The 26,533-nt window shown below is 71.1% G+C and carries 22 protein-coding genes; 13 read left to right on the forward strand and 9 right to left on the reverse strand.

Annotated features, from left to right (window positions below):
- Positions 1 to 187 precede the first annotated feature (187 nt).
- The 6 genes from QTQ03_RS02790 to QTQ03_RS02815 all read left to right on the forward strand — a co-directional run bounded on the left by QTQ03_RS02790 (position 188) and on the right by QTQ03_RS02815 (position 10,076).
- On the forward strand, positions 188 to 1,165 hold the full coding sequence (locus tag QTQ03_RS02790; RefSeq protein WP_289276577.1) for a hypothetical protein: 978 nt from the start codon (positions 188 to 190) through the stop codon (positions 1,163 to 1,165).
- Entirely contained in the window at positions 1,162 to 2,544 is a 1,383-nt protein-coding gene (locus QTQ03_RS02795; protein ID WP_289276578.1) for an O-antigen ligase family protein, read from the forward strand. Before QTQ03_RS02790 ends, QTQ03_RS02795 begins: the two co-directional genes overlap by 4 nt.
- The gene (locus QTQ03_RS02800; protein WP_289276579.1) at positions 2,541 to 3,383 is read left to right on the forward strand and encodes a glycosyltransferase; all 843 of its coding nucleotides are present in this window, start codon (positions 2,541 to 2,543) and stop codon (positions 3,381 to 3,383) included. Before QTQ03_RS02795 ends, QTQ03_RS02800 begins: the two co-directional genes overlap by 4 nt.
- Before the next feature lie 270 nt (positions 3,384 to 3,653).
- The gene (locus QTQ03_RS02805; RefSeq protein WP_289276580.1) at positions 3,654 to 7,301 is read left to right on the forward strand and encodes a DUF4082 domain-containing protein; all 3,648 of its coding nucleotides are present in this window, start codon (positions 3,654 to 3,656) and stop codon (positions 7,299 to 7,301) included.
- Between the two features lie 97 nt (positions 7,302 to 7,398).
- On the forward strand, positions 7,399 to 8,622 hold the full coding sequence (locus tag QTQ03_RS02810) for a glycosyltransferase family 4 protein (RefSeq protein ID WP_289276581.1): 1,224 nt from the start codon (positions 7,399 to 7,401) through the stop codon (positions 8,620 to 8,622).
- Complete coding sequence (locus QTQ03_RS02815; RefSeq protein WP_289276582.1) at positions 8,619 to 10,076, forward strand: oligosaccharide flippase family protein; 1,458 nt, start codon at positions 8,619 to 8,621, stop codon at positions 10,074 to 10,076. Before QTQ03_RS02810 ends, QTQ03_RS02815 begins: the two co-directional genes overlap by 4 nt.
- Positions 10,077 to 10,118: 42 nt before the next feature.
- Here the strand turns inward: QTQ03_RS02815 and QTQ03_RS02820 are convergent, their stop codons facing one another.
- Complete coding sequence (locus QTQ03_RS02820; protein WP_289276583.1) at positions 10,119 to 10,865, reverse strand: hypothetical protein; 747 nt, start codon at positions 10,863 to 10,865, stop codon at positions 10,119 to 10,121.
- 73 nt (positions 10,866 to 10,938) lie between these two features.
- Here QTQ03_RS02820 and QTQ03_RS02825 point away from each other — a divergent pair, with 73 nt between their 5' ends.
- The 6 genes from QTQ03_RS02825 (at position 10,939) to QTQ03_RS02850 (ending at position 16,769) form a co-directional block, all read left to right on the forward strand.
- The gene (locus QTQ03_RS02825) at positions 10,939 to 11,178 is read left to right on the forward strand and encodes a hypothetical protein (protein ID WP_289276584.1); all 240 of its coding nucleotides are present in this window, start codon (positions 10,939 to 10,941) and stop codon (positions 11,176 to 11,178) included.
- A gap of 641 nt (positions 11,179 to 11,819) precedes the next feature.
- Positions 11,820 to 12,593 (forward strand): hypothetical protein, encoded by a 774-nt coding sequence (locus tag QTQ03_RS02830; RefSeq protein WP_289276585.1) that lies wholly within the window; start codon positions 11,820 to 11,822, stop codon positions 12,591 to 12,593.
- A gap of 33 nt (positions 12,594 to 12,626) precedes the next feature.
- Positions 12,627 to 14,186 (forward strand): acyl-CoA ligase (AMP-forming), exosortase A system-associated, encoded by a 1,560-nt coding sequence (locus tag QTQ03_RS02835; protein WP_289276586.1) that lies wholly within the window; start codon positions 12,627 to 12,629, stop codon positions 14,184 to 14,186.
- A complete protein-coding gene (locus QTQ03_RS02840) occupies positions 14,183 to 15,406 on the forward strand; it encodes a pyridoxal-dependent decarboxylase, exosortase A system-associated (protein WP_289276587.1) in 1,224 nt (407 codons plus the stop codon). The genes QTQ03_RS02835 and QTQ03_RS02840 overlap by 4 nt, the downstream gene beginning before the upstream one ends.
- 19 nt (positions 15,407 to 15,425) lie before the next feature.
- Positions 15,426 to 15,689, forward strand: coding sequence for an acyl carrier protein (locus tag QTQ03_RS02845; protein ID WP_289276588.1), 264 nt, complete (start codon positions 15,426 to 15,428; stop codon positions 15,687 to 15,689).
- Between the two features lie 81 nt (positions 15,690 to 15,770).
- Complete coding sequence (locus tag QTQ03_RS02850; RefSeq protein WP_289276589.1) at positions 15,771 to 16,769, forward strand: hypothetical protein; 999 nt, start codon at positions 15,771 to 15,773, stop codon at positions 16,767 to 16,769.
- A 12-nt stretch (positions 16,770 to 16,781) separates the two neighbouring features.
- Here the strand turns inward: QTQ03_RS02850 and QTQ03_RS02855 are convergent, their stop codons facing one another.
- The 8 genes from QTQ03_RS02855 to QTQ03_RS02890 form a co-directional block, all read right to left on the reverse strand.
- Positions 16,782 to 17,828, reverse strand: a complete 1,047-nt coding sequence (locus tag QTQ03_RS02855) for a TolB family protein (RefSeq protein WP_289276590.1) — start codon at positions 17,826 to 17,828, stop codon at positions 16,782 to 16,784.
- Complete coding sequence (locus tag QTQ03_RS02860) at positions 17,825 to 19,117, reverse strand: MFS transporter (RefSeq protein ID WP_289276591.1); 1,293 nt, start codon at positions 19,115 to 19,117, stop codon at positions 17,825 to 17,827. The genes QTQ03_RS02855 and QTQ03_RS02860 overlap by 4 nt, the downstream gene beginning before the upstream one ends.
- Before the next feature lie 63 nt (positions 19,118 to 19,180).
- The gene (locus QTQ03_RS02865) at positions 19,181 to 20,302 is read right to left on the reverse strand and encodes a DegT/DnrJ/EryC1/StrS family aminotransferase (protein ID WP_289276592.1); all 1,122 of its coding nucleotides are present in this window, start codon (positions 20,300 to 20,302) and stop codon (positions 19,181 to 19,183) included.
- 2 nt (positions 20,303 to 20,304) lie between these two features.
- Positions 20,305 to 21,078 carry an acetyltransferase gene (locus tag QTQ03_RS02870; protein ID WP_289276593.1) on the reverse strand — a complete coding sequence of 258 codons (774 nt, stop codon included), beginning with the start codon at positions 21,076 to 21,078 and terminating at the stop codon, positions 20,305 to 20,307.
- A complete protein-coding gene (locus QTQ03_RS02875; RefSeq protein ID WP_289276594.1) occupies positions 21,078 to 22,214 on the reverse strand; it encodes a DegT/DnrJ/EryC1/StrS family aminotransferase in 1,137 nt (378 codons plus the stop codon). Before QTQ03_RS02875 ends, QTQ03_RS02870 begins: the two co-directional genes overlap by 1 nt.
- A gap of 61 nt (positions 22,215 to 22,275) precedes the next feature.
- Positions 22,276 to 23,241 (reverse strand): NAD-dependent epimerase/dehydratase family protein, encoded by a 966-nt coding sequence (locus QTQ03_RS02880; protein WP_289276595.1) that lies wholly within the window; start codon positions 23,239 to 23,241, stop codon positions 22,276 to 22,278.
- Between the two features lie 40 nt (positions 23,242 to 23,281).
- Positions 23,282 to 24,355, reverse strand: a complete 1,074-nt coding sequence (locus tag QTQ03_RS02885) for a Gfo/Idh/MocA family protein (protein WP_289276596.1) — start codon at positions 24,353 to 24,355, stop codon at positions 23,282 to 23,284.
- Positions 24,356 to 24,627: 272 nt separating this feature from the next.
- The gene (locus QTQ03_RS02890) at positions 24,628 to 25,023 is read right to left on the reverse strand and encodes a PaaI family thioesterase (protein WP_289276597.1); all 396 of its coding nucleotides are present in this window, start codon (positions 25,021 to 25,023) and stop codon (positions 24,628 to 24,630) included.
- A gap of 101 nt (positions 25,024 to 25,124) precedes the next feature.
- Between QTQ03_RS02890 and tyrS the strand changes: the two genes are divergently transcribed.
- The gene (gene tyrS, locus QTQ03_RS02895) at positions 25,125 to 26,432 is read left to right on the forward strand and encodes a tyrosine--tRNA ligase (protein WP_289280645.1); all 1,308 of its coding nucleotides are present in this window, start codon (positions 25,125 to 25,127) and stop codon (positions 26,430 to 26,432) included.
- Positions 26,433 to 26,533 lie beyond the last annotated feature (101 nt).

Consider the following 26,533-nt stretch of genomic DNA (forward strand, 5'->3'; position numbering starts at 1 on the left):
TCGGTAAGTTAGAAATACCACCTCTCGACCCGGTTTGAAGTATCGGCCGGGTGTGCTTCTTTTCTTGCCAAAGGGCCGCCGGCGCGGTGACACTTGCGGGTACCCGTAGCATCGTGTCCGCGTCCGTCTCGCCGCGTGCCGAGTGCGGCGTGACCTTTTCTCGCCCGAACCTCGGCAAGGGGATGTAGTGGACCTCTGGGACATGACCAAGCTGCTCTTCCGGCGCTGGCGCATCTCCCTGCCGCTCCTGCTGACCGTCCTCGTCCTGGTTGGTGTGGCGAGCCAGACGGTGAAGCCGGACTACAGCGCGAAGGCGCACATCCAGCTGATCCCGCCACCGGTGGTCACCCTCCCGGATGGGCAGCAGAAGCCGATCAAGAATCCCTGGTTCGACCTCGGCTATGTGGCGCTGGGCAACGCCGCGATGATCGACGTGACCCGGCAGTCCGTGCTCAAGCAGATGGTGGCGGACGGTCTGTCCGACAACGTCACCGTCACGATGGACCGCGTTCCCCTGTTCGAGATCGAGACGGTGGGCAACTCCCCGGAACAGGCGACGGCCACCGCCCAGCGGATGCTCGCGCTGATCAGTGAGGCGGTCGCCGGACGGCAGGCCTCGCTGCAGGTAGCGGAGAGCGATCTGATCACGACGCTCGCGATCGACGACGGCACCGAGGTCGAGGTCCAGAACTCCAAGCTCATGCGGGTGATGGTCGTGGCGCTGGGTGCCGGACTGCTGTTCACGGCCGGGGTGACGGTCGCCGTGGACGCCTGGCTGCGCCGACGGGCCCGGCGCCGGACGGAGACCGGGACCGGTTCGGCGGACGCCGAGGCGGAGGCCGGTGCCCGACCCGCCACGGCCAGTCCTTCCGCCGCGCCCTTCGACGGCGAGATCACGCAGGTGGTGGGGAAGGTGCCCCGGGTGGGGCCCAGCCCGGCGGTAGGGGCTTCCGCGCCGCGAGTGGCTCCGCAGCCGACCGAGGTGCCGACGAGTGATCGGGGCGGGCAGCAGCCCTGGCGGGACCGCCCCGCCGGGGACCAGCCCGCCCGCCGGACCGACCCCGATCCGCGCCGTCCGGCGTCGGCGTCGGCCGACGCGACCGTCGTCCTCCCCGTGTCCCACTCCACCACCTGGCCACGTGGGGGCAGGGCCGACAGGTCGTGACCGCGACCGCGTACCATCCCGTCGATCTCGAGCCGTCGCTCCTGACCCACGGCACGTACAGCATTCGCCGCCGCCGGTCCCGGCTGGACGTCTCGACGCTGCTGGGCGTCACCGTCGTCCTACTCTACGTCCTGCCGGGCACGCTGATCGTGCCCAACCTGACCTACGCGGGCCGCCCGGCGCTGCTCGTGGCGATGCTGCTCTTCGCCTGGTGGTGCCTGGCCCGGCTCAATCCGAGGCTGCTGCTCATGGGACCGCAGCCGATCCGGTGGGTGCTCTGTGTCTATCTGGTAGCCCACCTCCTGTCGTACCTCGCCGGTCTGATGCGCGGTCTACCGAGCCAGGAAGCGAACGCCCAGGACTTCGCGATGCTGCAGCTGTTCGAGTTCCTCGGCATCGCGCTGATCGCCGCCGACGGGATCCGTAACTGGGACCGGCTCAACCGGGTCCTGCGGGTGGCGGTGTGGTGTAGCGGGTTCATGGCGATCGTGGGCATCCTCCAGGCTGTCTTCAAGTACGACGTCTCGGCGCACCTGGTGATCCCCGGCCTGGAGGTCAAGGGCGGCCTGGCGGGCTTTGGCCAGCGGGGGGACGAGGGGCAGTTCCGGGTGGCCGGAACCACCGTCCACTACATCGAGTACAGCGCGGTCATGGCGATGATGGTGCCCTTCGCCATCCACGTGGCCCGGTTCGCGCCGCAGAAGGGTCATCGGCGGCTGGCCGCGGTGTGCGCGATGCTCGCGGCCGTCGCGAACCCGATGTCGATCTCCCGCACCGGCATCGTCGCGCTTGCACTGGCCCTGCTCGTCATGGTGCCCATCTGGTCGTGGCGGCTGCGGTACACGTTCCTCTTCCTCGGCGCCGGCGCCGTGATGGCGATCACGCTGCTCAAGCCGGGCGTGCTCGGCACGCTCAAGGCGATGTTCCTGAACGTGGGCGTCGACCCGAGCATCGAGGGCCGGACGAACGACTACGATCTGGTGTCGCACTTCTTCGGCCAGCGGCCCTGGCTGGGGCGGGGGCCCAGGACGCTGCTCGACCACCCGGTACACGACACCATCCTGGACAACCAGTGGCTCTATACCCTGGTGACAGGTGGCGTCCTCGGCGTGCTCGCGCTGCTCGCGGTGCACGTGGTCAGCATCGTGCTCGCCGTGATCGCGTTCCGTCGGGCCACCCGGGACGAGGACCGACACCTCTGCGTGGCCCTCATCTCGGCCCAGGTGGTGGCCGTGGTGGTCGGTGGCACCTTCGACTCGCTCTACTACACGACCTTCGCCATGAGCCTGGCCCTCTTCGTGGGCCTCAGCGGCGCGGTGTGGCGGTTGACCCACCCCGCCCGCATTATCCGTACCTCGACCGTCCGGGGACTCGATTGACCAGCATCATCATTGCCGCGCACAACGAGGCCGCCGTCCTCGACCGCTGCCTCGACAGAGTGCTGCGCGACACCGCCGTCGCGGATCCGGCGCAGGTGATTGTCGTAGCCAACGGTTGTACGGACGACACGGCGGCGGTGGCCCGGCGCCGCGGCGTCACCGTCGTCGAGTTGGCAGAGCCGGGTAAGGCCGCAGCCCTCAACGCCGGTGACGCCATCGCGACCAGCTATCCGCGCGTCTACCTGGACGCCGACGTGGTGCTCGACGAGGGCGGCATCCACGTGCTGGCCCGGGAAGTGGAGCGCACGGGCGCGCTCGCCGCCGTTCCGACCCGTCGGATGGAGTTGTCCGGACGCTCGCCGGCGGTGCGCGCCTACTACACCATCCACTCCCGACTGCCCGCCGTCGTCGGCGGTCTGTATGGCCGAGGTGTGATCGCCCTTTCCCGGCAGGGACGGGCGAGGTTCGGGCGGTTTCCCGAGGAGACCGCCGATGACCTCTTTCTCGACTCGCTCTTCGTCGAGCGGGAACGGCTCGTCGTGACGTCGGTGACCGTACGGGTGGCGGCACCCATGCGTGTCGGCGACCTGGTCCGTCGTCTCGTCCGGGTCCGCGCCGGCAACGCCGCGTTGCGCGACGCTCTGCCCGGGGTCCGCCGTTCGCGTCAGAGTTCCTGGCTGACGGATGTGGTGCTCCGCGCCCCCTGGTTGTCCCCGGCCGCCGTCTGCTACGTGACGATTACTCTCCTGGCCGAGCGAGGTGCCCGCCGAGCGCGGCGAACGGGCCGGATCGCCTGGGCCCATGACCGATCGAGTCGGACCACCGGTGGAAAAGCCTGACCGGTCGTGGGGGCGGAACAGTCCCATATCGTGGGGCGTGCTCTCGCCGGGCGGCGCTAGGCTCGTGCCTCGGCCGATTGGCCAGTCGATTGGGCCAGCCGAGCGGGCCGGCGCCGACCGGTGGTGCATCCAGCCGACCGGCCGGCACCGAACGTAGCAGACCGGCGGCGTTGAGTACAGGTTGGCGCGGAATACTTTCGAGGGAGCAGCGTCGTGAACGGAGAGCAGGGGCGGATCGCCGGTCGCGGCGTCGCGTCAGTGTGGTCCACAGTGCGTGCACGCCGTGGGTTCCTGACGCGCCGCGCGACGGGTGCGCTCGCGCTCGTCGTGGCGGTCGCGGCAGGCGCGTTCGTGGCCCCCGGTTCGGCTCAGGCTGATCCGTGTAACCCGGTGGTCAACCCGGTCGTCTGTGAGAACAGCAAACCGGGCACCCCGGCCTCGGCGTGGGACGTGGACGGCAGTGGCGATCCGTCGATCCAGGGGTTCGCGACGGACATCAGCGTCAACGCGGGACAGCGAGTCGATTTCAAGATCAAGACCGACGCGGCGGCGTACATCATCGACATCTACCGGCTCGGCTGGTACGGCGGTGACGGAGCTCGCAAGGTCGCGAGCGTCGACCCCTCGGCGCCGTTGCCGCAAACGCAGCCCGACTGCATCACCGACGCCGCCACCGCGCTGTTCGACTGCGGCAACTGGGCGGTCTCCGCCTCCTGGACCGTGCCCTCGACCGTGGTCTCCGGCGTCCACATCGCCCGGCTGCAGCGTACCGACACCGGCGGGAACAGCCACATCACCTTCGTCGTGCGGCAGGACGTCAGTACCTCCGACGTCTTCTTCCAGACCTCCGACGCGACGTGGCACGCCTACAACAAGTACGGGGGCTCCGACTTCTACTCCGGCGGTGGCTCGGCCGGCCGCGCCTACAAGGTCAGCTACAACCGCCCCTTCGCCACCCGCAACAGCGTAGAACGGCGAGACTTCCTCTTCGGCGCCGAGTACCCGATGATCCGCTTCCTGGAGCGCAACGGGTACGACGTCAGCTACACCACGAACGTCGACAGCGACCGGCGTGGCGAGCTGATCAAGAACCACAAGATCTTCCTCTCGGTGGGCCACGACGAGTACTGGTCGGGCGCCCAGCGGCAGAATGTCGAGGCCGCCCGGGACGCCGGCACCCACCTCGCCTTCTTCAGCGGCAACTCGATCTACTGGAAGACCCGCTGGGAGCCGAGCAAGGACGGCAGCGACACCGCCTACCGCACCCTCGTCTCCTACAAGGAGACCTGGGCCGAAGCGAAGATCGACCCGTCGAGTGCGTGGACCGGCACCTGGCGGGACCCGCGGTTCAGCCCCCCGTCCGACGGTGGGCGGCCGGAGAACGAGCTGATGGGCACCATGTTCATGGTCAACGACGGTGACCTCGCGTTGACCGTGCAGGCCGAGGAGGGCAGGTACCGCCTCTGGCGCAACACCGACCTCACCTCGCTGCCGGCCGGAACGTCCGCCACCCTCGCTCCGCACACGGTGGGTTACGAGTCGGACGAGGACCTGGACAACGGCTTCCGGCCACCGGGTCTGATCCGGCTCTCCACGACCACCGGCGAGGTGCCGCAGGTGCTGCAGGACTTCGGCAACAAGGTCGCCCCCGGCACGACCACCCACCACCTCACCCTGTACCGCGCGGCCAGCGGTGCCCTGGTCTTCGGTGCCGGCACCATCCAGTACACCTGGGGCCTGGACGCGGTACACGACGGGCAGGCCACCCCGACCGACAGCCGGATGCAGCAGGCCGTCATCAACCTCTTCGCCGACATGGGTGTCCAGCCGGGCACCCTGATGACCGGCCTGGTGGCCGCTACCGCGTCGACCGACGGCACGGCGCCGACGGTTACGATCTCCACGCCGGCGGCGGGGGCAACGGTGGCCCGGGGCGGTGAGGTGACGCTTACCGGCACCGCCAGCGACGTCGGCGGACGCGTCGCCGGGGTGGAGGTCTCCACGGACGACGGCGCGAGCTGGCACCCGGCGACCGGCACCACGTCCTGGTCGTACACCTTCTACGCGGCGGGCCTGAGCTCCCAGGTGGTGCGCGTCCGGGCCATCGACGACAGCGTCAACATCGGCACCCCGGCCACCCGGGAGTTCCCGCTCACCGGCCCGAACACGCTCTTCGGCCAGCGGGTGCCGAAGCGGCCCGCGGTGGCCGACGGCGCCGCGGTGGAGCTTGGCGTTCGGTTCACCCCGCAGACCGACGGGTACGTCACCGGCGTCCGCTTCTACAAGGGAACCGGCAACACCGGCACCCACCTGGGTCGACTGTGGACCAAGTCAGGTCAGCTGCTGGCCGACGGCACGTTCGCCGACGAGACGGCCAGCGGCTGGCAGAGCCTCAGCTTCGGCTCGCCCGTGCCGGTGACCGCCGGGGTCACCTACGTCGCGTCGTACTTCGCGCCGAACGGTAGCTACGCCGGCGACGACTGGTTCTTCACCAGCGACTGGACGAGCGGTCCGCTCACCGCGCCGCAGTCGGCCGCCGGTGGTGGCAACGGCCTGTTCCGGTACGGGGGCTCGGGTGGCTTCCCGAACGAGACGTACGGTGCGGCCAACTACTACGTGGACGTCACCTTCGCGGTCAGCGCCGGCCTACCGCCGGTCGTCACCTCCACCACCCCGACCGACGGCTCCGGCGACGTTCCGGTCGACAGCACGCCCTCGGCCGTCTTCTCGAAGGCGTTGGACCCCGCCACGGTCTCCTTCACGCTGACCAAGGATGACACCCCGGTCGCCGGGACCAGCGCCTACGACGGGGCCCTGAAGAAGGTGACATTCACCCCGTCGGCCGCGCTGGACCCGTCGACCAGCTACACCGCCACGGTCACCGCCTCCGACGCCGAGGGCCGGTCGGGAAACGCCACCTGGTCGTTCTTCACCGCGCTCGACACCGAGCTGCACACCCTCTTTCCGCCGGACGCGGTCCCGGCGACGCCGGCGCACAACGACGCCAACGCGGTCGAGTTGGGCGTGACGTTCCAGCCGCGGGTCGACGGCCGGGTGGTCGGCATCCGCTTCTACCAGGGGCCGGGCAACACCGGCAGCCATCCGGTGACGCTGTGGTCCGCGGCTGGTACCCCGCTGCGCACCGTCACCCTGCCGAGCACGACCGCCGTGGGATGGCGTACCGCCTACTTCGCCAGCCCGCTCAACGTGGCGACGGGGACGAACTACGTGGCCTCCTACTTCGCGCCCGACGGCTTCTACCCCGGCGACAACGGATACTTCGCCAACACCCAGACGGTCGGGCCGCTGGCGGCGCCGGGCGGTAGCAACGGTGTGTACCGCTACGGCGGGAGCGGTTTTCCCAACCAGTCCTACGCGTCGACGAACTACTGGGTGGACCCGCTCTTCCTGACCGACGAGGAGGTCGACCCCGGACCGCCGCCGCCTGGGGCACACGGGATCTTCGCCGTGACCGACGTCCCGCAGACCGCGAACTGGGACGACAACGCCGCCGTCGAGCTGGGGATGCGGTTCGTCCCGGCCGTCGACGGGCAGGTCTACGGTGTTCGGTTCTACAAGGGGCCGGGCAACACCGGCCCGCACACCGGTTCGCTCTGGTCCCCGGGCGGTAGGCGGTTGAGCACCGTGACCTTCAGCGACGAGACCGCGTCAGGGTGGCAGACCGCGTACTTCCCGGCCGCCGTTGCGGTGAGCGCGGGTCAGCAGTACGTCATCTCCTACCACACCACCGTCGGGCAGTACGCGGTTACCGGTGGCGGTCTGGCCAGCCCGCGCACTGTCGGGCAGCTGACCGTACCGGCCTCGGGCGCGACCTACCGTTACGGTTCCGGGGACGGGTATCCGTCCTCGTCGTCGAGCGCGAACTACTGGGTCGATCTGGTGTTCGCTCCGTACTGACAACCGGCGGCGCGGGGTCGTGTGGTCCCGCGCCGCCGGTCGTCCGGTGACCTGACAGTCCGGCGGTACCCGCCGGGCGGCTCGAAGTGGGGGAGAAGTGCGACTGCTCGTCGGCCTGCACCATCTGGAGCTCGGGGGCAGTCAGCTCAACGCCCTGGATCTCGCGGTCAGCGTCCGGAACCAGGGCCACGAGGTGGCAATATTCGGCAACTACCGGGACGAGCCCGGCCCGATGGTGGCCCTCGCCCGGAAGGCGGGACTGCCGGTGATCGCGGTACGGCACCGGGCCGAGCGCCTGGGGCGTACCGTGCCGGTCCGGCCGGGGTTGTCCCGCGCGTTGACTCGGGCCGTCCGCGAATTCCGGGCCGACCTCGTGCACGCGTACGAGTACTCGGTGGCCCTCGACGCCTTCTACGGCCCGCACCTGCGCCTGGGTACGCCGGTGGTCACGACCGTGTACGGCATGCGGGTGCCTCGCTGGATGCCCCGTTACGGCGGCCTCGTCGTCGGCACCGCACAACTGGAGGCGGAGGTGGCCGCGTTCCGGCCACGGCCGACGTTGATCGAGCCTCCGGTCAACACGGACGTCGACGACCCGGCGGTGGTTGACGGCCTCCCGTTCCGTGCCCGCCATGGCATCGGTCCGGACGAGATCGTGATCGGCGTGGTCTCCCGACTCGAGCCGGACATGAAGGCGGAGGGGGTGCTGCGGGCGATCCGCGCGCTGCGGCTGCTCGACGACGAACGGCTGCGGTTGGTGGTGACCGGTGGGGGCCCCTCCTATCCGGAGGTGGCGGCCGAGGCGGAGCGTGTGAACGCGGCGCTGCGCCGTCCGGCGGTGGTGCTGACCGGTCCGATGGACGATCCACGTGGGGCGTACGCGGCCGCGGACATCGCGCTGGGCATGGGCGGGTCCGCGTTGCGGGCGATGGCCTTCGCGCGTCCCCTCGTGGTGCTCGGGATCCGGGGTTTCTCCCGGACCTGCGCCCCAGAGACGATCGACTACTTCCTCCGCTGGGGCTTCTACGGCATCGCCGACGGCGACCTGGATCCGGCCCCGCTGGCGGCACAGATCGGTGAGCTGGTCGGCGACCGGCGTCTCCGCGTCGAGCGCGGTGACTGGGGACGGCGACTGGTCCTGAGCCGGTTCAGCCTGAAGGCGGCCACCCAGACCCTGGACGAGGTCTACGCCGAGGCGCTGCGGCATCGGCCCGGGTCGGGGGCCCGGCTGCGGGAGGGCTTGCGGGTGGCCGGGCACAAGGGTGTGGCCGACCTGCTGCCCACCGCGGCCCGCCAGCGGATCCGACGGATGCTCGGGTGAGCGTCGAGGAGCGTCCCGCCCCGGTGGCCGAGCGGCCGGCCTTCTTCGCGAAGGCGGCCCGGGCCCTGGGTTGGAGCATGGCGAGCACCATCATCAACCGGCTCAGCACACTCGCCATCGGCATCGCGCTGGCCCGGATCCTCGGCCCGGACGCTTTCGGCACGTTCGCAGTGGCCCTGGTGGTTCTGCTGGCGGTGCTGAGCTTCAACGAGTTGGGGGTGAGCCTGGCGATCGTGCGGTGGCCCGGTGACCCTCGGGAGATCGCGCCGACGGTGGCTACGCTGTCGGTGCTCACCAGCACGCTCGTCTATGGCGGGCTCTTCCTCGGGGCGCCGCTGCTCGCCCGGGTGCTCGGCGATCCCGGTTCGACCGCGGTCATCCGGATCCTGGGGCTGAGCGTCATCGTCAGCGGCCTCGTGGCGACGCCCGTGGCGCTGCTGCAACGCGCGTTCCGCCAGGACCGGAAGGCGGTGGCCGACCTGGTGACGAACTGGACCAGTGCGCTCGCGTCGATCGGCCTGGCGCTGGCCGGCAACGGGGCGATGAGCCTGGCGCTGGGGCAGCTCGCCGGCTCGCTCGCCGGGGCGGTTCTTTTCGGCATCTTCGCGCCGCAGGGGCTGCGGTTCGGATTCGATCCGGCGAAGGCTCGCGCGCTGCTCCGCTTCGGGCTGCCGCTCGCCGGGTCCAGCATCGTCTTGTTCGCCACCACCAACCTTGATCGGGTCGTGGTCGGTGCCACGCTCGGTCCGACCGCACTCGGGTACTACGTGCTCGCGCTCCAGCTCGCCACCTGGCCGGTAACCGTCTTCTCGCAGCCGGTCCGGGCGGTGGTGCCGGCCGCGCTGGCCCGGCTGCACGACGATCCGCCGGCGATGCGCCGGTCGTTCCTCGCCGCGGTCGCCCTGCTCGGATCCGTCACGCTGCCGGCGTGCCTGCTGCTCGCGGCGGCGTCGGACGCCCTGATCCGCTTCCTCTACGGCGACGTCTGGCAACCGGCGGCGGGGGTGCTCCTGTGGCTGGGGCCGCTGGCGGCGCTGCGCATCCTGTTCGAACTCTGCTACGACTACTTCGTGGTGATCGCCGACACCCGCGTGGTGCTGAACGTCCAGGTGGTCTGGTTCGTGGTGCTGCTGCCCTCCCTGTATGCGGCGGGCACGCTGGCTGGGCTCCAGGCCGCCGCGGCGGTCCAGTTCGCGGTCGCCCTGCTGGTGATCTTCCCGTTGTACCTCACCGCGCTGCGCCGGGCGGGGATTCGGACCCTGTCGGTCGCCGCGCGGCTGGGTCCGCCGCTGCTCGGTGCCGTCGCGGTCGTGCTCGTTGCCCTGCTGATGGCCCGGGCCGGCGCGATCGACCTGGTGGTGCTTGCGGTGGCCGGGGTCACCACGCTTGCCGCGATCGGTCTGCTCGGCTATCGGCTGCGGGGCGTGATCCGCGAACTCAAGACGGTCGGCTAGGCGGCGGGCGCTCGTCGCCCGCCGCCTAACCGTTGTCTCGGGTCAGCGGCAGCGGTTGAGCGCAGTCACCTCGCCGAGGACGCGGCCCGTGGCCCAGTCGTACGTGACCGTGGCGTTCCCGCTCCAGGTGCCGATCTTCCGGCAGTCCACGTCGATCGGGCCGTAGCCGTACGAATCATGGACGATCTTGTTGCCGGTGATGGCGGGGAACCAGCCGCCGGTGGCCCGCAGCGAGTAGCTCCCGCCGGCCAGCAGGTTGTCGCGGATCGTCCCGCCGTCGTTGCGCTGGTCCGGGATGAAGACCGGTGCGGTGGGGCAGTCGTCGAGGCGCTGGTCGATGGTGTTGTGGCGGAGGACCACGCTCGGGCCGTGGTAGCTCTGCACGCCGTCGCCGTGCGGGTCCACGGTGCGGCACATTCCCGGTGGAACGGCGAGTCGGGCGTAGGAGTCCTCGATGGTCACGGGTGCCGCGCCCGGGTAGTCCTTGCCGGCGACCCGCCAGCCCTCCATCCGGTTGATCACCTTGCAGCGGCGGCAGGTGTAGTTCGCCACCCCGAACGCGTACAGCTGGTCGGTGGAGAATTCCTCGCCGGGCGGGTTGACCACCTCGGAGTCCTCGATGAGGAGCGGGCCGTGGACCCGGTTGCCGAGGAAGTTGTCCACCGTGCCGTACAGCCGGGTGCGGCGGATGACGACGTTCTCAGCTTTGACCAGGATGCTGCCGGTGACCAGGTGATCCTCCAGCACCGTGCCGGCCCGGGTGATGACCAGGTCTCCCTGGTGCCGCACCCTCGGCGTCCAGCCCGCCGGCACCCCCGTGCAGGCGGCGGTGGGGTAGCGCGGCAACGCGCAGCCGCCGCCCGTGCTCGGGGACGGCGTGGGGCTGGGCGTCGGGGTCGTCGGCGACGAGGTGGGGGCCGGGGTCGTCGGTGACGAGGTGGGCGTCGGTGACGAGGTGGGCGTCGGGGCCGGCGTGGAGGGGTGGGTCTTCGTCGGTTTCGGGCGGGGCGACCGGTGGCGCCGCCGGTCGTGCCAGCTTCCGTGGCCCTGTGGGGCCGGCGTCCGAGCCGTCGCGCCGGAGCGCGTCTCCGCCGGCCGTTGATGGCTCGCCGCGGACGAGCCCACGGCCAGCACACCGGACGCCGCGAGCATCGCCGCCAGGGCGCCGACGACGGCGAGCCGTCGGCTCTGACGTGACCCGCTTCTGGGCATCATGGTCCACTCCTCACAGTCCTGGGTCGCGCGGCGCGCGCCGCGGCTCCGATCGGTTGCGTCGTCGTGGCGACGCCGGCTGGGGTGGCGGGGAAGAACGGGAAGGCCGGCACGGAATCCGGTTGGGGTGGGAGTACCCGCGACCGTCGGGTGGTGGCCGGCCGGCCGGGCAGGTTACGGGCGACGACTGACGGATTTCCGGCAGGGCTGCGGCCCCACGCTGGCGACACGAGGTATCGTCGCCGGGGCCCCCTGCCGGACCGGCCGCCCGGCTGGATCGGGCCACGCCCGGTCGGGGCCGCATACGTCGGACGTTCGAGGGAGCCTGCGGTGGTAGACCGGAGCTGGTTCGGCGGTCCGCCGTGGGCTGTCCGCTCCGCTGACGACCCGCATCGCGTCGGGCACCGGCGGTGCCGTCGCCCTGCCCCGGGTCGGACGACCTGAATGGGGATCCGGATCGAGCCCATCACCGGGTCGCAGGTGAGAGCGGCGGGACAATTCCTTCATACCCACCTTAACGGTCAAGTCCCCGTGGAGGCATGGGTACGCGCGGTCGACGTGCCCTGGAAGGTGGACGCGCCGAACCACGGCATGATGCTGGTCTCCGACGGCGGCGAGGTGGTCGGTGTGTTGCTCGCCTTCTATTCCGAGCGTATGGTGACCGGCCAGGCGGAGCGGTTCTGCAACCTCGGTGCCTGGTGCGTGCTGCCCGAGTTCCGGTTCCACAGCCTCAAGCTACTCAGGGCGCTGCTGGCCCAGCCCGGCTACCACTTCACTGACCTCTCACCGAGTGGCAACGTGGTGCCGATCAACACCCGGCTGGGTTTCTGCTTCCTGGAGACCAGCACCGTGCTGGTGCCGAACCTGCCCTGGCCTTCGCTGCCGGGCCGGCGCGTCGTCAGCGCGGATCCGGAGGTGATCCGGCGGACGCTCACCGGGCCCGACCTGGAGCGTTACCTCGACCACGCGGACGCCCCGGCCGCCAGGCACGTCGTCCTGGTCGACGGCGACCAGTGGTGCCACGTCGTCTTTCGTCGCGACCGCCGCAAGCGGCTGCCACTGTTCGGGTCGATCCTGTACGTCAGCAACCCACAGCTGTTCCACCGGATGCACCGGATGCTGCTTCGCCACCTACTGCTACGCCACGGCGTGGTCGCCACCCTCGCGGAGCTGCGGGTGGTCGGCCGGCGCCCGTCGCTGTCGGTCCTGCTCCCGGACACCCGGCGCAAGATGTTCCGCAGCGACAGCCTCGACCCCGACGACATCGACTACCTCTACAGCGAACTGGTCTGCCTCAACTGGTGACCAGATGCCCGGACGAGAGAGACTAACCCCACAATGCGCACTCACCTTCACGAGCTCGTCGCGGACGCGGCCGCTCGGCGGGGCGGCGCCCCCGCGCTCACCTACAAGGACGACACGGTCAGCTATGCGCAGCTCTGGCAGGGCGTGGCCGCGGTGGGCGCGGGTCTGGTCCGGCTCGGTGTCGAGCGCGGCGACCGGGTGGCCGTCTGGACCGAGAAGCGGATCGAGGCGGTCGAGGCCATGTTCGGTGCCTCCGCCGCCGGTGGCGTTTTCGTGCCGGTCAACCCGCTGCTGCGGCCCCGGCAGGTCGGCTACATCCTGGCCGACTGCGCGGTCCGGGTGCTGGTCACCACTCCGGAGCGGTACGCGCTGCTCCGTGCGGAGTTGGAGCAGGTCAAGTCGGTCGAGCACGTGGTCCTGATCGGCGGGGGGCGCGCGGGGAGCGATCGGCAGACGGTGACCGTCTGGTCGATGCTGCGTGACGGTGATCCGCTCGGGTCCACCGGCACCGGCATCGACGTGGACATGGCGGCGATCCTCTACACCTCCGGCAGCACCGGCCGACCGAAGGGAGTGGTGCTCTCGCACCGCAACCTGCTCGCCGGGGCGGCGAGCGTCAGTAGCTACCTGGCGAACTCCGCCGACGACGTGATCCTGGCCGCGCTGCCGCTCAGCTTCGACGCCGGCTTCAGCCAGCTCACCACCGCCTTCACCGTCGGCGCCCACGTGGTGCTGATGAACTATCTGCTCCCGGGGGACGTGGTGCGGCTGTGCGCCCGGCACCGCGTCACCGGGCTCACCTGCGTGCCGCCCCTGTGGCTGCAACTGGCGGACCAGCCATGGCCGGAGGAGGCCAGCACCCATCTGCGGTATTTCGCGAACACCGGTGGGCGGATGCCGAAGGCCACCCTGGAGCGGCTGCGTGGCACCTTCCCGAACGCGCTGCCGTACCTGATGTACGGGCTGACCGAGGCGTTCCGCTCGACCTACCTCGACCCGTCGGAGGTGGACCGCCGGCCCGACTCGATCGGCAGGGCGATCCCCAACGCGGAGATCCTGGTGATCCGCCCCGACGGCACGCCCTGCGAGCCGGGGGAGGAGGGCGAACTGGTGCACCGCGGCGCGCTGGTCGCCCTCGGCTACTGGAACGATCCGGCGCGGACGGCGCAGCGGTTCCGTCCGGCGCCCGGACGGGACGGGCAACTGCTCCCCGAGCCGGCGGTCTGGTCCGGCGACACCGTCGTGCGGGACGAGGAGGGGTACCTCTACTTCGTCGGACGGATCGACGACATGATCAAGACGTCCGGATACCGGGTGAGCCCCACCGAGATCGAGGAGGTCGTCTACGACAGCGGCCTCGCCCGCGACGCGGTGGCGCTCGGCCGGCCCGATCCGAAGCTCGGGCAGCGGGTGGTCCTGGTCGTCAGCCCTCCCGACGGCGCCGAGGTCGACCGAACGGCCCTACTCGCGGTCCTGAAGCGGGAGCTGCCGCCGTACATGCTGCCCCGGGAGATCGTGGTGCGGCCCACGCTGCCCCGATCGCCGAACGGTAAGTTCGACCGGAACCTGCTACGCCAGGAGTTGACCTCGTGACCAACCACCCCGCCGCGGCCTTCCACCGCGACGCCGGCCGGCTCGCCGTGGGCGGCGTACCGGTCGACCGCCTCGCCGAGCGCGTCGGCGGCACGCCGTTCTTCGCGTACGACCGCCGGCTGCTCACCCGGCGGGTGGAGCTCCTGCGCGCCACGCTGCCGCGGGAGATCCAGCTCAGCTACGCGGTGAAGGCGAACCCGATGCCGGCCGTGGTGCAGCACCTCGCCGGCTTGGTGGACTCCCTCGACGTCGCCTCCGCCCTGGAGATGCGTACCGCCCTCGACACGCCGACGCCGCCGCAGCGAGTCAGCTTCGCCGGCCCGGGCAAGACCGACGCGGAGCTGCGCCAAGCCATCGCGGCGGGCGTGACCATCGAGATGGAGTCCGAGAACGAGGCAGACCGCGTCGCCGCCCTGGGCCGCCGGCTCGGGCTCCGGCCGCGTGTCGCGGTGCGGGTCAACCCGGACTTCGCCGTCAAGGGCTCGGGCATGCGCCTCGGCGGTGGCCCGCAGCAGTTCGGGGTGGACTCCGAGCGGGTTCCCGCCCTGTTGAAGGAACTCGCGAACGCCGACGTCGAGTTCCTCGGCTTCCACGTCTTCGCCGGCTCGCAGAACCTGCGTGCCGACAGCCTCTGCGAGGCGCAGCGACGCACCGTCGATTTGGTGCTCCGGCTGGCCGAGGAGTCCGGGCTGCCGGTGCGCTACCTCAACCTGGGCGGCGGCTTCGGCATCCCGTACACCGACCGCGACGAGCCGCTGGACCTCGCAGCGGTCGGGGCGAACCTCACCGACCTGGTACGGGGTCCGATCCGGCAGGGGCTGCCCGAGGCGCGGATCGTGATCGAACTCGGTCGTTACATCGTCGGCGAGTGCGGCGTGTACGTCACCCGTGTGGTCGACCGGAAGGTCTCCCGCGGCCGAACGTACCTGGTGGTGGATGGCGGACTGCACCACCAACTCGCCGCCTCCGGCAACTTCGGTCAGGTGATCCGCCGTAACTACCCGATCGCGGTGGCGGAACGGATCGACGCCGAGCCGGCCGAGACGGTGACCGTCGTCGGGTGCCTCTGCACCCCGCTGGACCTGCTCGGGGACGCGGTGACACTGCCCCGGGCGGACGTCGGGGATCTCGTCGTCCTGTTCCAGGCCGGTGCCTACGGCCGCACCGCCAGCCCGACCGCCTTCCTCAGCCACCCGGCCCCGGCCGAGGTGCTGGTCTGATCGCCCAGAAGGAGAAACTGTGGACGTCACGCACGTGGAAACCCTCGACGAGGTCCGGGAGGTCGTGGTCTCGGTGCTCGGCATCGAGGACCGGGCGGCCACGCTGGACGCCTCGACGCCGCTGCTGGAGAGCCTGCCGGAGTTGGACTCGATGGCGGTCCTCGAGTTGGTCGCGGCGCTCGAGGAGCGGTTCGGCTTCACCGTCGACGACGGCGACGTGACCGCCGAACTCTTCGAGACGCTCGGCAGCCTCTCCCGCTTCGTCGCCGACCGTCGGCCGTAACCGGCGATCCGGACGGTGCGGCAGTTTAAGGAGCCGACCCCCGTCGGTGGCCCCGACACCCCGCGCGCGCGGCGCCGGTCGGTGGCTATCGCGCTGGCCCTGGCGCTGGCCGCGGCCTGCGTCGGCGGCGTGGTCGCGGTGGTTCGGCAGGCCGGTACGGATGCGGACCGGGTCGCCGCGACGGACGCGACCCCGAGCGCGTCGGCGGCGAGCGGATCACCGGGTCCCGCGACGTCTACGGCGTCGCCACCTGCCAGCGAGCGGCTGGGTGCCCGGCCCACCCGGTCGGCCGCCACCGCGTTGACGGGCTTCCCGGCGGCCGGCAACACCGGGGTACGCGCCGGCGTACGGCTCGGAGGGTACTCGGGCCCATGCACGATCACCCGAGCCGACACCGTGATCGACCGTCGGCACGTCCGCTGCTCGCTGGTGATCAAGGCGGCGAACGTGGTGATCAGGTCCAGCCGGGTCGACGGCACTATCCGACTGGAGGGTGAGCGTCACTCGCTGCGTATCGAGGACTCCGAAGTCGACGGCGGGCAGGCGTACGAACATACCGTGGGCTTCGAGAACCTCACCGTGCTGCGATCGGAGATCCGGGGTGGGCAGACCAGCGTCAATTGCTACCGCAACTGCCTCATCCAGGACTCCTGGCTACACGGCCAGTACCTGCCCGACGGCGAGGACTGGCACCTCAACGCCTTCCTGTCCAACGGTGGCAGTGACATCCGGCTGGTCCACAACACCCTGGCCTGTGACCGGCCCGGCAACGCCAGTGGCGGCGGCTGCACCGCCAACGCCTCCATCTTCGGCGACTTCGGACCGAACGCGAACTACATCATCCGGGACAACCTCTTCGTCGCTTCCGACCAGATGTCCTACTGCTTCTACGGCGGCTTCGACGAGAAGAAGACCTACGGGACGCAGGTCAGCGGGATCGTGGTCACCGGCAACGTCTTCCAGCGCGGCGACAACCGCAAGTGCGGCTCGTACGGGCCGGTGACCTCCTACGCCGACTCCGCGCCCGGCAACACGTGGCGGGACAACGTGTGGAGCGACGGCGAGCCGCTGGCCCCCTGAGGTTGGTCGGGGTCAGCGGACCACCGCCGGCGACCAGGCGTCGGCAACCAGCAGACGCGGCTGCCCGCCGCCGTCGGCCGGGAGAGCCCAGATGTCGCTGGAGGCCGAGGCCGCATCCGTCCGAGGTAGTCCGTACAGCACCGTGTCGTCGTCGAGCCACTCGACCTGGTCGTCCACGCTGCGGGTCTCGCTCAACAGCGTCTCCGTCCGGGTCACCAGGTCGTACACCGCCAGCCGCCAGCGGCCCGGCGGCAGGTCACCGTGCTTCTTGAAGGCGATCCGGGACCCGTCCGGCGACAGCGACGGGCATTCGACGTCCTCCCGCAGCGCGGTGACCCGGCGCGCGGCGAGACTCCCCTCGACCAGCCAGGTCCTGCCGCCGAAGGCGGCGGTGGCGTAGAAGCGGTCGTCGTCGGCGAACGTGACGCCCCACAGGTTCCGGTCCACGGCGGTCACCACCTCGCCGCCGACGATGAGTTCGAACTGTTCGATGTCACCGACGACCTCGCCGTCGACCCGGGTCACCACCGTCCGGGTGGAGAACTGCCCGGGGCTGGCGTACGAGTCGCCGTGGACGAAGGTCGTGGTGGCGACCAGTGAGCCGTCGCGGGACAGTCGGGCTCGGCTCGGCAGCCCGACGAGCGGCAGGTCGCGTCGGGGCGTCCAGTCGGGGCCGAGAACCTGTGCCTGGTACGTGGTCACGAGTCCCCGGTCCGCCGAGATGCAGACCGCATCGCCCCGGGTCGCGTGGACCCGCTCACAGGACACCCCGGCGATCGCTCGCGGCCCGGCGCTGGCAGAGAGCGGGACCATCGCCACCCGGCCGTAGTCGGTACCCAGGGCGGTGTTGCGGAAGACCAGGTGCGGCCCGCTCCGGACCGCGGCCACGTCGTCGCGGGTCGATGCGCCGGTCGCCGTCGCCCGCGCCGTCACCAGGTCCTGTCGCGCCTGCCAGACGTAGCCGCCCGCGCCCCCGGTGGCGACCAGTAACACGGCCGCCAGCACCGCCAGCCGCGCCCGTGGACCGAGCACCCTCACCCGGTCGCCGCGCGGGTTCACGCCGGCACCTCGTCGGCGCGGGCCTGGTTGGGGACGTCCGCGGCCGGAGGATCGCTGCCACGCAGCAGCCAGGCGGCGATCGGCACCGCCGCGGCGAGGAGGGCGGCGAAGACCAGCAACGCCCGCTGCGGTCCCTGCCCGCTCCAGAGCAGCCCGAACAGGACGGATGCCGTGAACCGCGCCAGGGCCACCGTGGTCTGGGCGGCCGCGATCCCGCTGCCCCGGGCGGCGGGTGCCAACAGCCGGCTCACCAGGGCCGCGAGCACGCCGTCGGTGGCGGCGTAGAAGGTTCCCAGCAGCAGCAGGACCGCGACGGTGAGACCGATACCGCCCCCGGGCAGCGCCGCGAGTAGATAGCCGCCCAGCAGGGCGAGGTGACCGGCGACCAGCACGCGGCCCCGCCCGATCCGGTCGGCCAGCCGGCCCAGCGGGATGGCCAGCGCCAGGTAGGCGACGTTGGTTCCCACGTAGAGCAGCGGGAAGTAGCGGGCTGCGAAGCCGTCCCGGTCCTGGAGGGCCAGGTAGAGGAAGCCGTCACCGACGGTCAGGAGGCCGAGCAGGGCAGCAGCCAGCAGCGGCCGCCGTAGCCGCCGTCCGGTGACCTCCGCGACCACCTGCCGCAGGCCGGTGCGGGCGGCGCCGACCGCGGTCGGCAGGTTCGGAACGAACAGCACCAACACCGCCACGCCGGCGACCGCGAAGGCGAACGAGACGACGAAGATGGAGTCGTAGCCGCCGGGCACAGCCGCGAGTAGGGCGAAGGCGACGAGCGGGCCGAGGGCGGCGCCGAGGGTGTCCAGCGCCCGGTGTACGCCGAACGCCCGCCCCAACATCTCCGGCCGCGACGCGGCGGCGATCAGGGCATCCCGCGGCGCGGTGCGCAGGCCCTTGCCCAACCGGTCGGCGGTGACCACCGCGGTGACCGCCGCGAAGCCCGCCGCCGGCAGCATCGCCAGGCGGCTCAGCGCTGACCCGGCGTACCCCGCCACCGCCACCCACTTGGGTCGCTGGCCCCGGTCGCCGGCGTAGCCCCCAGCGATCCGCACCAAGGCGCTGACGCCCTGGTAGACGCCGTCCAGGAAGCCGTACGCGATGGGGCTGAGGCCGACCACGGCGGTGAGGTAGAGCGGCAGGACCGCGGCCACCATCTCCGACGAGACGTCGGTGAGCAGACTGACCGTGCCGAGCAGCACCACGGTCCCGGTGACGCCGCGCACGCCGATACGGGCCCGGCTCGCATCAGAGCCGCCTGGCCGGTCCCGCAACGTCACGTACACCCGAAACTCCATCCCGGGCCGGCTCCGCCGGGCCGCCCGGCTACGGCCCTGATCGCCGTCGTCCTGTCGAGGACCTCAGTGCGCCAGCGCGGCGGCCAGCGCGGCCACGACCGCCTCCTGCTGGTCGGCGGTGATCTGCGGGTAGATCGGCAGGGACAGCAGCTCCGGCGCGCTCCGCTCCGCGTTCGGGAAGGCACCCTCGGAGTGGCCGAGGCCGGCGAAGGCCGGTGTCCGGTGCACCGGCACCGGATAGTGGATCGCCGCCCCGATGCCCGCCGCGCTGAGCCGGGCCACCACCTGGTCCCGGCGGGCCGCGGTGCCGTCACCGGGAATCCGGACGCAGTAGATGTGCCACACGTGCTCGTTGCCGGGCAGGGTCACCGGGCGGATCACGTCGACCGACTCCAGCAACGCGTCGTAGCGGGCCGCGGCGGCCCGACGCTGCGCGTTCCAGGTGGCCAGCCGGGCCAGCTTGGCGCGCAGCACCACCGCCTGGAGACCGTCCAGCCGGCTGTTCACGCCGATCACGTCGTGCACGTACTTCGTCAGACCGCCGTGGCTGCCCAGCGTGCGGACCGCCGTGGCGAGGTCGGCGTCGGCGGCCACCACGGCGCCGGCGTCGCCGTACGCCCCCAGGTTCTTGCCGGGGTAGAAGCTCGTCGCCGCGATGCCGTCCACTCCGGCGCCGCGCCCGTGCCGCGTGGCGCCCTGGCACTGCGCGGCGTCCTCGACGATGGCGATCTCGCGCCCGGCCACGCCGGCCCGCAGCCGCTCCACCGGCGCGAGCTGGCCGTAGAGGTGCACCGGGATGATCGCCCGCGTTGCGGGCGTGACCGCGGCGAGCGCCGCGCCGACGTCCAACAGATACGAGTCGGACTCGCAGTCGACCAGCACCGGTCGCGCGCCGGCCCGGGCGACCGCCTCGGCGGTGGCGATGAAGGTGTTCGCCGGCAGGACCACCTCGGTGCCGGGCCCGACGCCGACGGCGCGCAGCGCAAGCTCGAGCGCGTCGGTGCCGTTGGCCACCCCCACACAGTGCCGCACACCGCTGAACGCGGCGTACTCCCGTTCGAACGCGGCCACCTCGGCGCCGCCGACGAAGGCGGTGTCGGCGATGACCCGTTTGAAACCGGCCTCCACCTCCTCCGCGACCTCCGCGTGCGCGGCGGCGAGGTCGACGAGCGGAACTCCCGGCATGACTAGCTCCCCACAACCTTCGGTACGGCAACTTCTTGCAGTGACGCCAGCGCGGACACCGGCTCCGGTCGCGCATCCCACCCGTCGGGTGCCGGCGCGGTGCGAGGTGTGCCCGCCGGCGCCGGCAGCCCGGCGGTGCGCAGGCGGCGGGCCGGGTTGCCGGCCCAGATCTCGCCGTCCGGTACGTCGCGCAGGACAACCGAACCCATCCCGACGAGTGACCCCGCACCGACCGTCACACCCTCGCGGACGAGGGCACCCGCGCCGACGTACGCGCCCCGGCGTAGCGTCGCGCCACCACCGAGGCGAACCCCGGATGCGATGGTCACGTGGTCGGACACCTGGTCGTCATGGGTGAGCACGACGTGCGGCATGACCGCGACGTGCTCGCCGACGGTCACGTCCGCCGTGAGCACCACGCCGGCGAGCAGGACCGAGCCGGGACCGAGGACGCTCCCGGCGCCGACGTCCGCGGTCGGATGAACGATCGTGGCGTACCGCTCCACCGGTAGGCCGAGCCGCTCCACGATCCGCTGCCGCGCCACGTAGTTGCGGGGATTTCCCACGCAGACGACGACCTGTGTCCCGGACATCCCGGCCAACGCGTCGGTGCCGCCGAGGATCGGCAGGCCGGCCCGGGTGACGCCGTGCAGCGCGGGGTCGTCGTCGAGGAACCCGCGCAGCCGCCATCTCGGCTGGACGCCGTTGACCGCGCACACCGCCGCGGCGGTCTCCCGCGCGAACCCGCCCGCGCCGACGATGACGAGATCCCGCATCAGCCGGCCAGCTTGCGCAGCACGCCGGCGACGTGGTCCTGGTCGTCCTCGGTCAGCGCGTGGTGCAGCGGCAGGATCAGTGAGTCGCGGGTCAGCCGCTCGGTCACGGGTAGCGGCGCGGGCGTCACATCGGCGTACGCCGGTTCCAGGTGGGCGGCCATGATGCCGCGCCGGGCCGACACGCCGACCGCGGCCAGCTCTGCGAGCACCTCGTCGCGGCCCACTCCGTACTCCCGGTCGATCAGCACCCAGAACGACTGGAAGTTGGTCTCGCCGTACTCCGGGTCGTGGACCGGCACCAAACCGTCGATGTCCGCGAGTAGCTCGTGGTAGCGCGCCGCCAGGAGCCGCCGGTGCCGCACGAGCTCCGCGAGCCGGCCGAGCTGCACCAGTCCGATGGCCGCCTGGATGTCAGTCATCCGGTAGTTGAAGGCGGTCTCCAGATAGGCCTCCAGCACCGGTTGGGCGCTGGCGTGGCGTTCGGCGGCGGAGACGTTCATCCCGTGCTCGCGCAACCGGCGGAGCCGGGCGGCCCACTCCGGGTCGTCGACCGTGACCATCCCACCCTCGCCGGTCGTCAGCAGCTTGCGCGGGTGGAACGACCAGGCAGAGATGGTGGAGCCGGCGCCTACCGGCCGCCCGTACGCCGTCGAGCCGGCGGCGCAGGCGGCGTCCTCGATGAGCGGCACCCCCCAGCGGCCGGCGGCTTCCCGCAGCGCGGCGACGTCGAACGGCACCCCACCCTGGTGCACGGCGATCACGGCCCGGGTGCGGGTGGTCCGGACGGCGTCGACGGTCGCGACCGTCAGGTTACCCGTGGCGAGATCGACATCGGCGAAGACCGGGGTCGCTCCGACGTAGCGCACCGCGTTGGCGGTGGCGATGAAGGAGAACGACGGCACGATCACCTCGTCGCCCGGGCCGATGTCCAGCACGACCAGCGCCAGGTGTAACGCGGTGGTGCAGGAGCTGACTGCCACCCCATGACCGGCGCCGACCCGCGCGGCGAACTCCTGCTCGAAGCGCGCCACCCGCGGCCCCTGGGCCACCCAGCCCGACCGCACCGCGTCCGCGGCGGCCTGCGCCTCCTCCTCACCGAGCTGTGGGATCATGACCGGGATCCGTTTGGTGCTCACCGGCCGCGCCTCTCAACTGCGATGACGGGGCGTGGTCGCCCGCCTATCGTGTTCCGTCCGGTCACCTTTCGGCCCGCCACCAGTCGACCAGCCCCCGCAGCCCCTCGTGCAGGCCGATCTCGGCCCGGAAGCCCAGCTTGTCGGCGGCGGCGGCGGTGTCGGCCAGCCGGCGGGTGACCCCGTTGACCGCACGGGCCGGACCGAATTCGGGTGCCAGGTCGGACTTCATCACCTCGCTGAGCGCGTGGGCCAGCCCACGCAGGCTGGTCTCGGTGCCGCTGGCGACGTTGAACACCTCGTCGGTGACGTCCGCCTGGGCGGCCAGGATGTTGGCGCGGGCGATGTCGGCGACGTGGACGAAGTCCATCGTCTGCCGGCCGTCTCCGAGGATCAGCGGGGGCCGGCCCGACTCGATCCGCTCCATCCAGCGGATGAGCACCTCCGTGTAGAGGCCGTGGATGTCCATCCGCGGGCCGTACACGTTGAAGTAGCGCAGGGCGACGTAGTCCAGGCCGTACATGCTGTGGAAGCTGCGCAGCACACCCTCGTTGAACGCCTTCGCCGCGCCGTAGAACGTGTCGTTGTGGTACGGGTGGTGCCGTTCGGTCGTCGGGAACTCGTCGGCGAGTCCGTAGACCGAGGCCGACGAGGATAGGATGACCTTGCGGACCTTCGCGGCGACCGCCGCCTCCAAAACGTTGAACGTGCCGTCAACCAGCACCTCGTTGGCCAGCCGGGGTTCCTCGGCGCACTGGGTGATGCGGATCGCGGCCAGGTGGAAGACCAGGTCCTTGCCCCGGGTCAGTTCGTGCACGAGTCCGACGTCCCGGATGTCGCCCTCGACGAGACGGACACTGCCCTGCGGCAGGGATCGGACGAGGTTCTCCCGCCGCCCACGAACGAGGTTGTCGAGGACGACCACCTCGGTCGCGCCACCGGCGACCAACTCGTCCACCACGTGGGAGCCGATCGTGCCCGCCCCGCCAGTTACCAGGGCGCGCGCCCCGGCGATCTCCACTGCGCTCATGCCAGCAGTCCACTCCAATCCGTGCCCATGCCTCGCCCGGTCACGCCTCGGCCCACGTGTTGAGGTCGACCAGTCTGCCGCCGTCGGCGAGGCTACGGGAAGCCGCCTCCAGCGCGGCGATCACCCGCAGACCGGACCGGCCGTCGGTGAGTGACGGGGTGCCGCTGCGGATGGATCGAGCGTACTCCTCGACCATGGTCCGCAGTGCCTCCCGTTCGGTGAGCGCCGGGGCGACCATGTCGCCCGAGCGATACGACACCAGCATGTCGCGGCGCTGGTCGTCGCCGAGTTCCTCGGTCGACGCCACGTCCACCCCGCGATCAAAGATGGAGAGCCGCTGGCTGGGGTTGAGGTCGTCCCAGACCAACGTGCGCTTGGAGCCACCGATGATCGTGGTTCGGATCTTCACCGGGGAGAGCCAGTTGACGTGGATGTGTGCGATCGCACCGGTGTTCAGCTGCAGCGTCAGGTAGGCGACGCAGGCCCGGCCCGCGCCGATCCGGTCCGCGCCGTGCGCGGCCACCGCGACCGGAGCCACGCCGGGCGGGAGGACGAAGTCGAGAATCGACAGATCGTGCGGGGCGAGATCCCACATCACGTCGATGTCGCGCTGAACCAGCCCCAGATTGATCCGTACGGAGTCGAGGTACTGCAACTCGCCGAGTTCTCCGGCGTGTAGGAGATCGCGGATGCGTAGCACCGCCGGTGTGTAGCAGTAGGTGTGGTCGCACATCAGCGACAGGCCGCGACGCGCCGCCTCCGCCACCAGCGTACGCCCCTGCGCGACGTTGGCCGCCAACGGCTTTTCCACGAGTACGTGCTTTCCGGCCCGCAGCGCCGCCATCGCCACCTCAAGGTGGGTGCCGGCCGGCGTGGCGACGGCGACGGCCTGCACCGTTTCGTCGGCGAGTACCGCGGCGAGGTCGTTGGTCGCCCGGACCGTCGAGTAGCCGCCGAGAACCCGCTCGGCCCGGCTCACGTCGAGGTCGCAGAGCCAACGCAGCCGAAACTCGGTGGAGGCTTGGAAGTTGCGAACGAGATTCGGACCCCAGTAACCGGCGCCGACGACGGCCACGCCGATCGGCTCGTCGACGGCAACGTGCGTTGAATTCACGGACATCCGTTTCGATAGACAGGACAGGGCGCGTTCGATCGGCAGGACAGGCCGCGTTCGCTGAGGGATGGGTCAGTCCGGCAAGGTATCGAGATCGCCACCGGCAACGCCAGAGCACTGACGGATTTCCAGCAGTGCCGCCGGGGTCGACCGACCATTCGGTTCGTCCACCATCTCCGGGCGGCCCATGTCGGGTACTGCGTCAGCTTGCCAACATCGGCCTTGTCGACGGAGGTCCACCGTCGTCACCCCGAACGAGCCGCTACCCGGCCTCAGCCAGCAGCCGGATAGAGGTTCTGGAGGCGAACCTGACCGTGCGCGACCAGGTGCCCGTCGATGTCGGTGATCTCTACCTGCCAGAGCTGCTGGCTGCGGCCCCGATGCATGGGAGTGCCGACAGCGGTCAGTTCCCCGTCCCGGACCGCACGGAGGAAGTCGGTCTGGTTGGCGACGCCGACCACGCGCCCCCGGTCGCCCAACCACAGCGCCCCGCCGACGCTGGCCGCGGTCTCGACGACCGAACAGTACACGCCGCCGTGCTGGATTCCGAACGGCTGGTGCAGCTCCGGGTGGACCTGCCACCGGATGACCACCCGGTCCGCGTCCACCTCGTCGAACTTCAGGCCGAGCAGCGCCGCGAAACCACCCGACAGGTCCGGCTCACCCACGGGAAACCTCCTTGGTAGTCGACAGACGGCCAGCGTAGCGGGCACCGGGACCGGCAAACCCGGTACGGTTGCCCCCCGGTCATGGGGGAGAATCAGTGTCCGTGACCGACACCAGCCTTCCGCCGTCCGGGCGGGACACACTCTTCGACGACCTGCGGTGGCGGGGCCTGGTTCAGGACTCCACCGGCCTCGACGAGCTGCGCGCGTTGCTCGACCGGCCCGGGACGGCCTTCTATGTGGGCTTCGACCCGACCGCGCCGAGCCTGCACGTCGGCCATCTCATGCAGGTCACCACCGCCCGGCGGCTTCAGCTCGCCGGCCACCGGCCGCTGCTGCTGGTGGGCGGGGCGACCGGGCAGATCGGCGACCCGAAGGAGAGCGCCGAGCGCACCCTGAACCCGCCCGAGGTGGTGGCCGGCTGGGTCGCCCGAATCCGTGCGCAGCTGGCGCCCTTCGTGTCGTACGAAGGGGCCGACGCCGCGCAGCTGGTCAACAACCTGGACTGGACCGGCGAGATGTCGGTGGTCGAGTTCCTGCGTGACGTCGGCAAGCACTTCCCGGTCAACAAGATGCTGGCCCGCGAGGTGGTCAGGGCCCGGTTGGAGAGCGGGATCAGCTTCACCGAGTTCAGCTACCAGCTGCTCCAGGCCCACGACTTCTTCGAGCTGCACCGCCGGCACGGCTGCCAACTCCAGTTCGGCGGTTCCGACCAGTGGGGCAACATCACCGCCGGCGTCGACTACATCCGCCGCCGGGGCGCCGGGCCGGTGGAGGCCTTCACCACGCCGCTGGTCACCAAGGCGGACGGCACGAAATTCGGCAAGACCGAGGGCGGTGCCGTCTGGCTCGACCCGGAGCTGACCAGCCCGTACGCGTTCTACCAGTTCTGGGTGAACGTGGACGACCGGGATGTGGGTCGGTACCTGCGCTTCTTCAGCTTCCGGTCCCGGGAGGAACTGGAGGCGCTGGAGAAGGAGACCGCGGAGCGGCCGGCCGCCCGTGCCGCCCAGCGGGCGCTGGCCGAGGAGCTGACCACCCTTGTGCACGGCGAACGGGAGATGGCCCAGGTGGTCGCGGCGAGCCAGGCACTTTTCGGACGGGGCTCGCTGGCAGAGCTGGCGCCGGCGACGTTGCGGGCGGCGCTCGCGGAAGCCGGGATGGTGTACGTCGACGAGCTGCCCGATGTGGCCGGGTTACTGAAGGAGTCCGGCCTGGTGCCGAGCATGAAGGAGGCCCGGCGGGTGATCGCCGAGGGCGGCGCCTACGTCAACAACATCCGGGTCACCGCGGCGGAGGTCATGGTGACACCGGCCGACCTGCTGCACGGCCGTTACCTGGTGCTGCGTCGCGGAAAGCGGTCGTTCGCCGGGGTTGAGCTACGTGGAGACAGGGAAACGTCGAGAGTGTGATCGGGGACGCGTCCGGCGGATTTGACGATCACTCCGCCGGGCGCGTAACTTTCTCTCTGCCACCGCGGAACGGACGAAACAGGGCGAAAGACCTGGAAGGC

The sequence above is a fragment of the Micromonospora sp. WMMA1363 genome (genome assembly GCF_030345795.1).
GTDB lineage: Bacteria > Actinomycetota > Actinomycetes > Mycobacteriales > Micromonosporaceae > Micromonospora.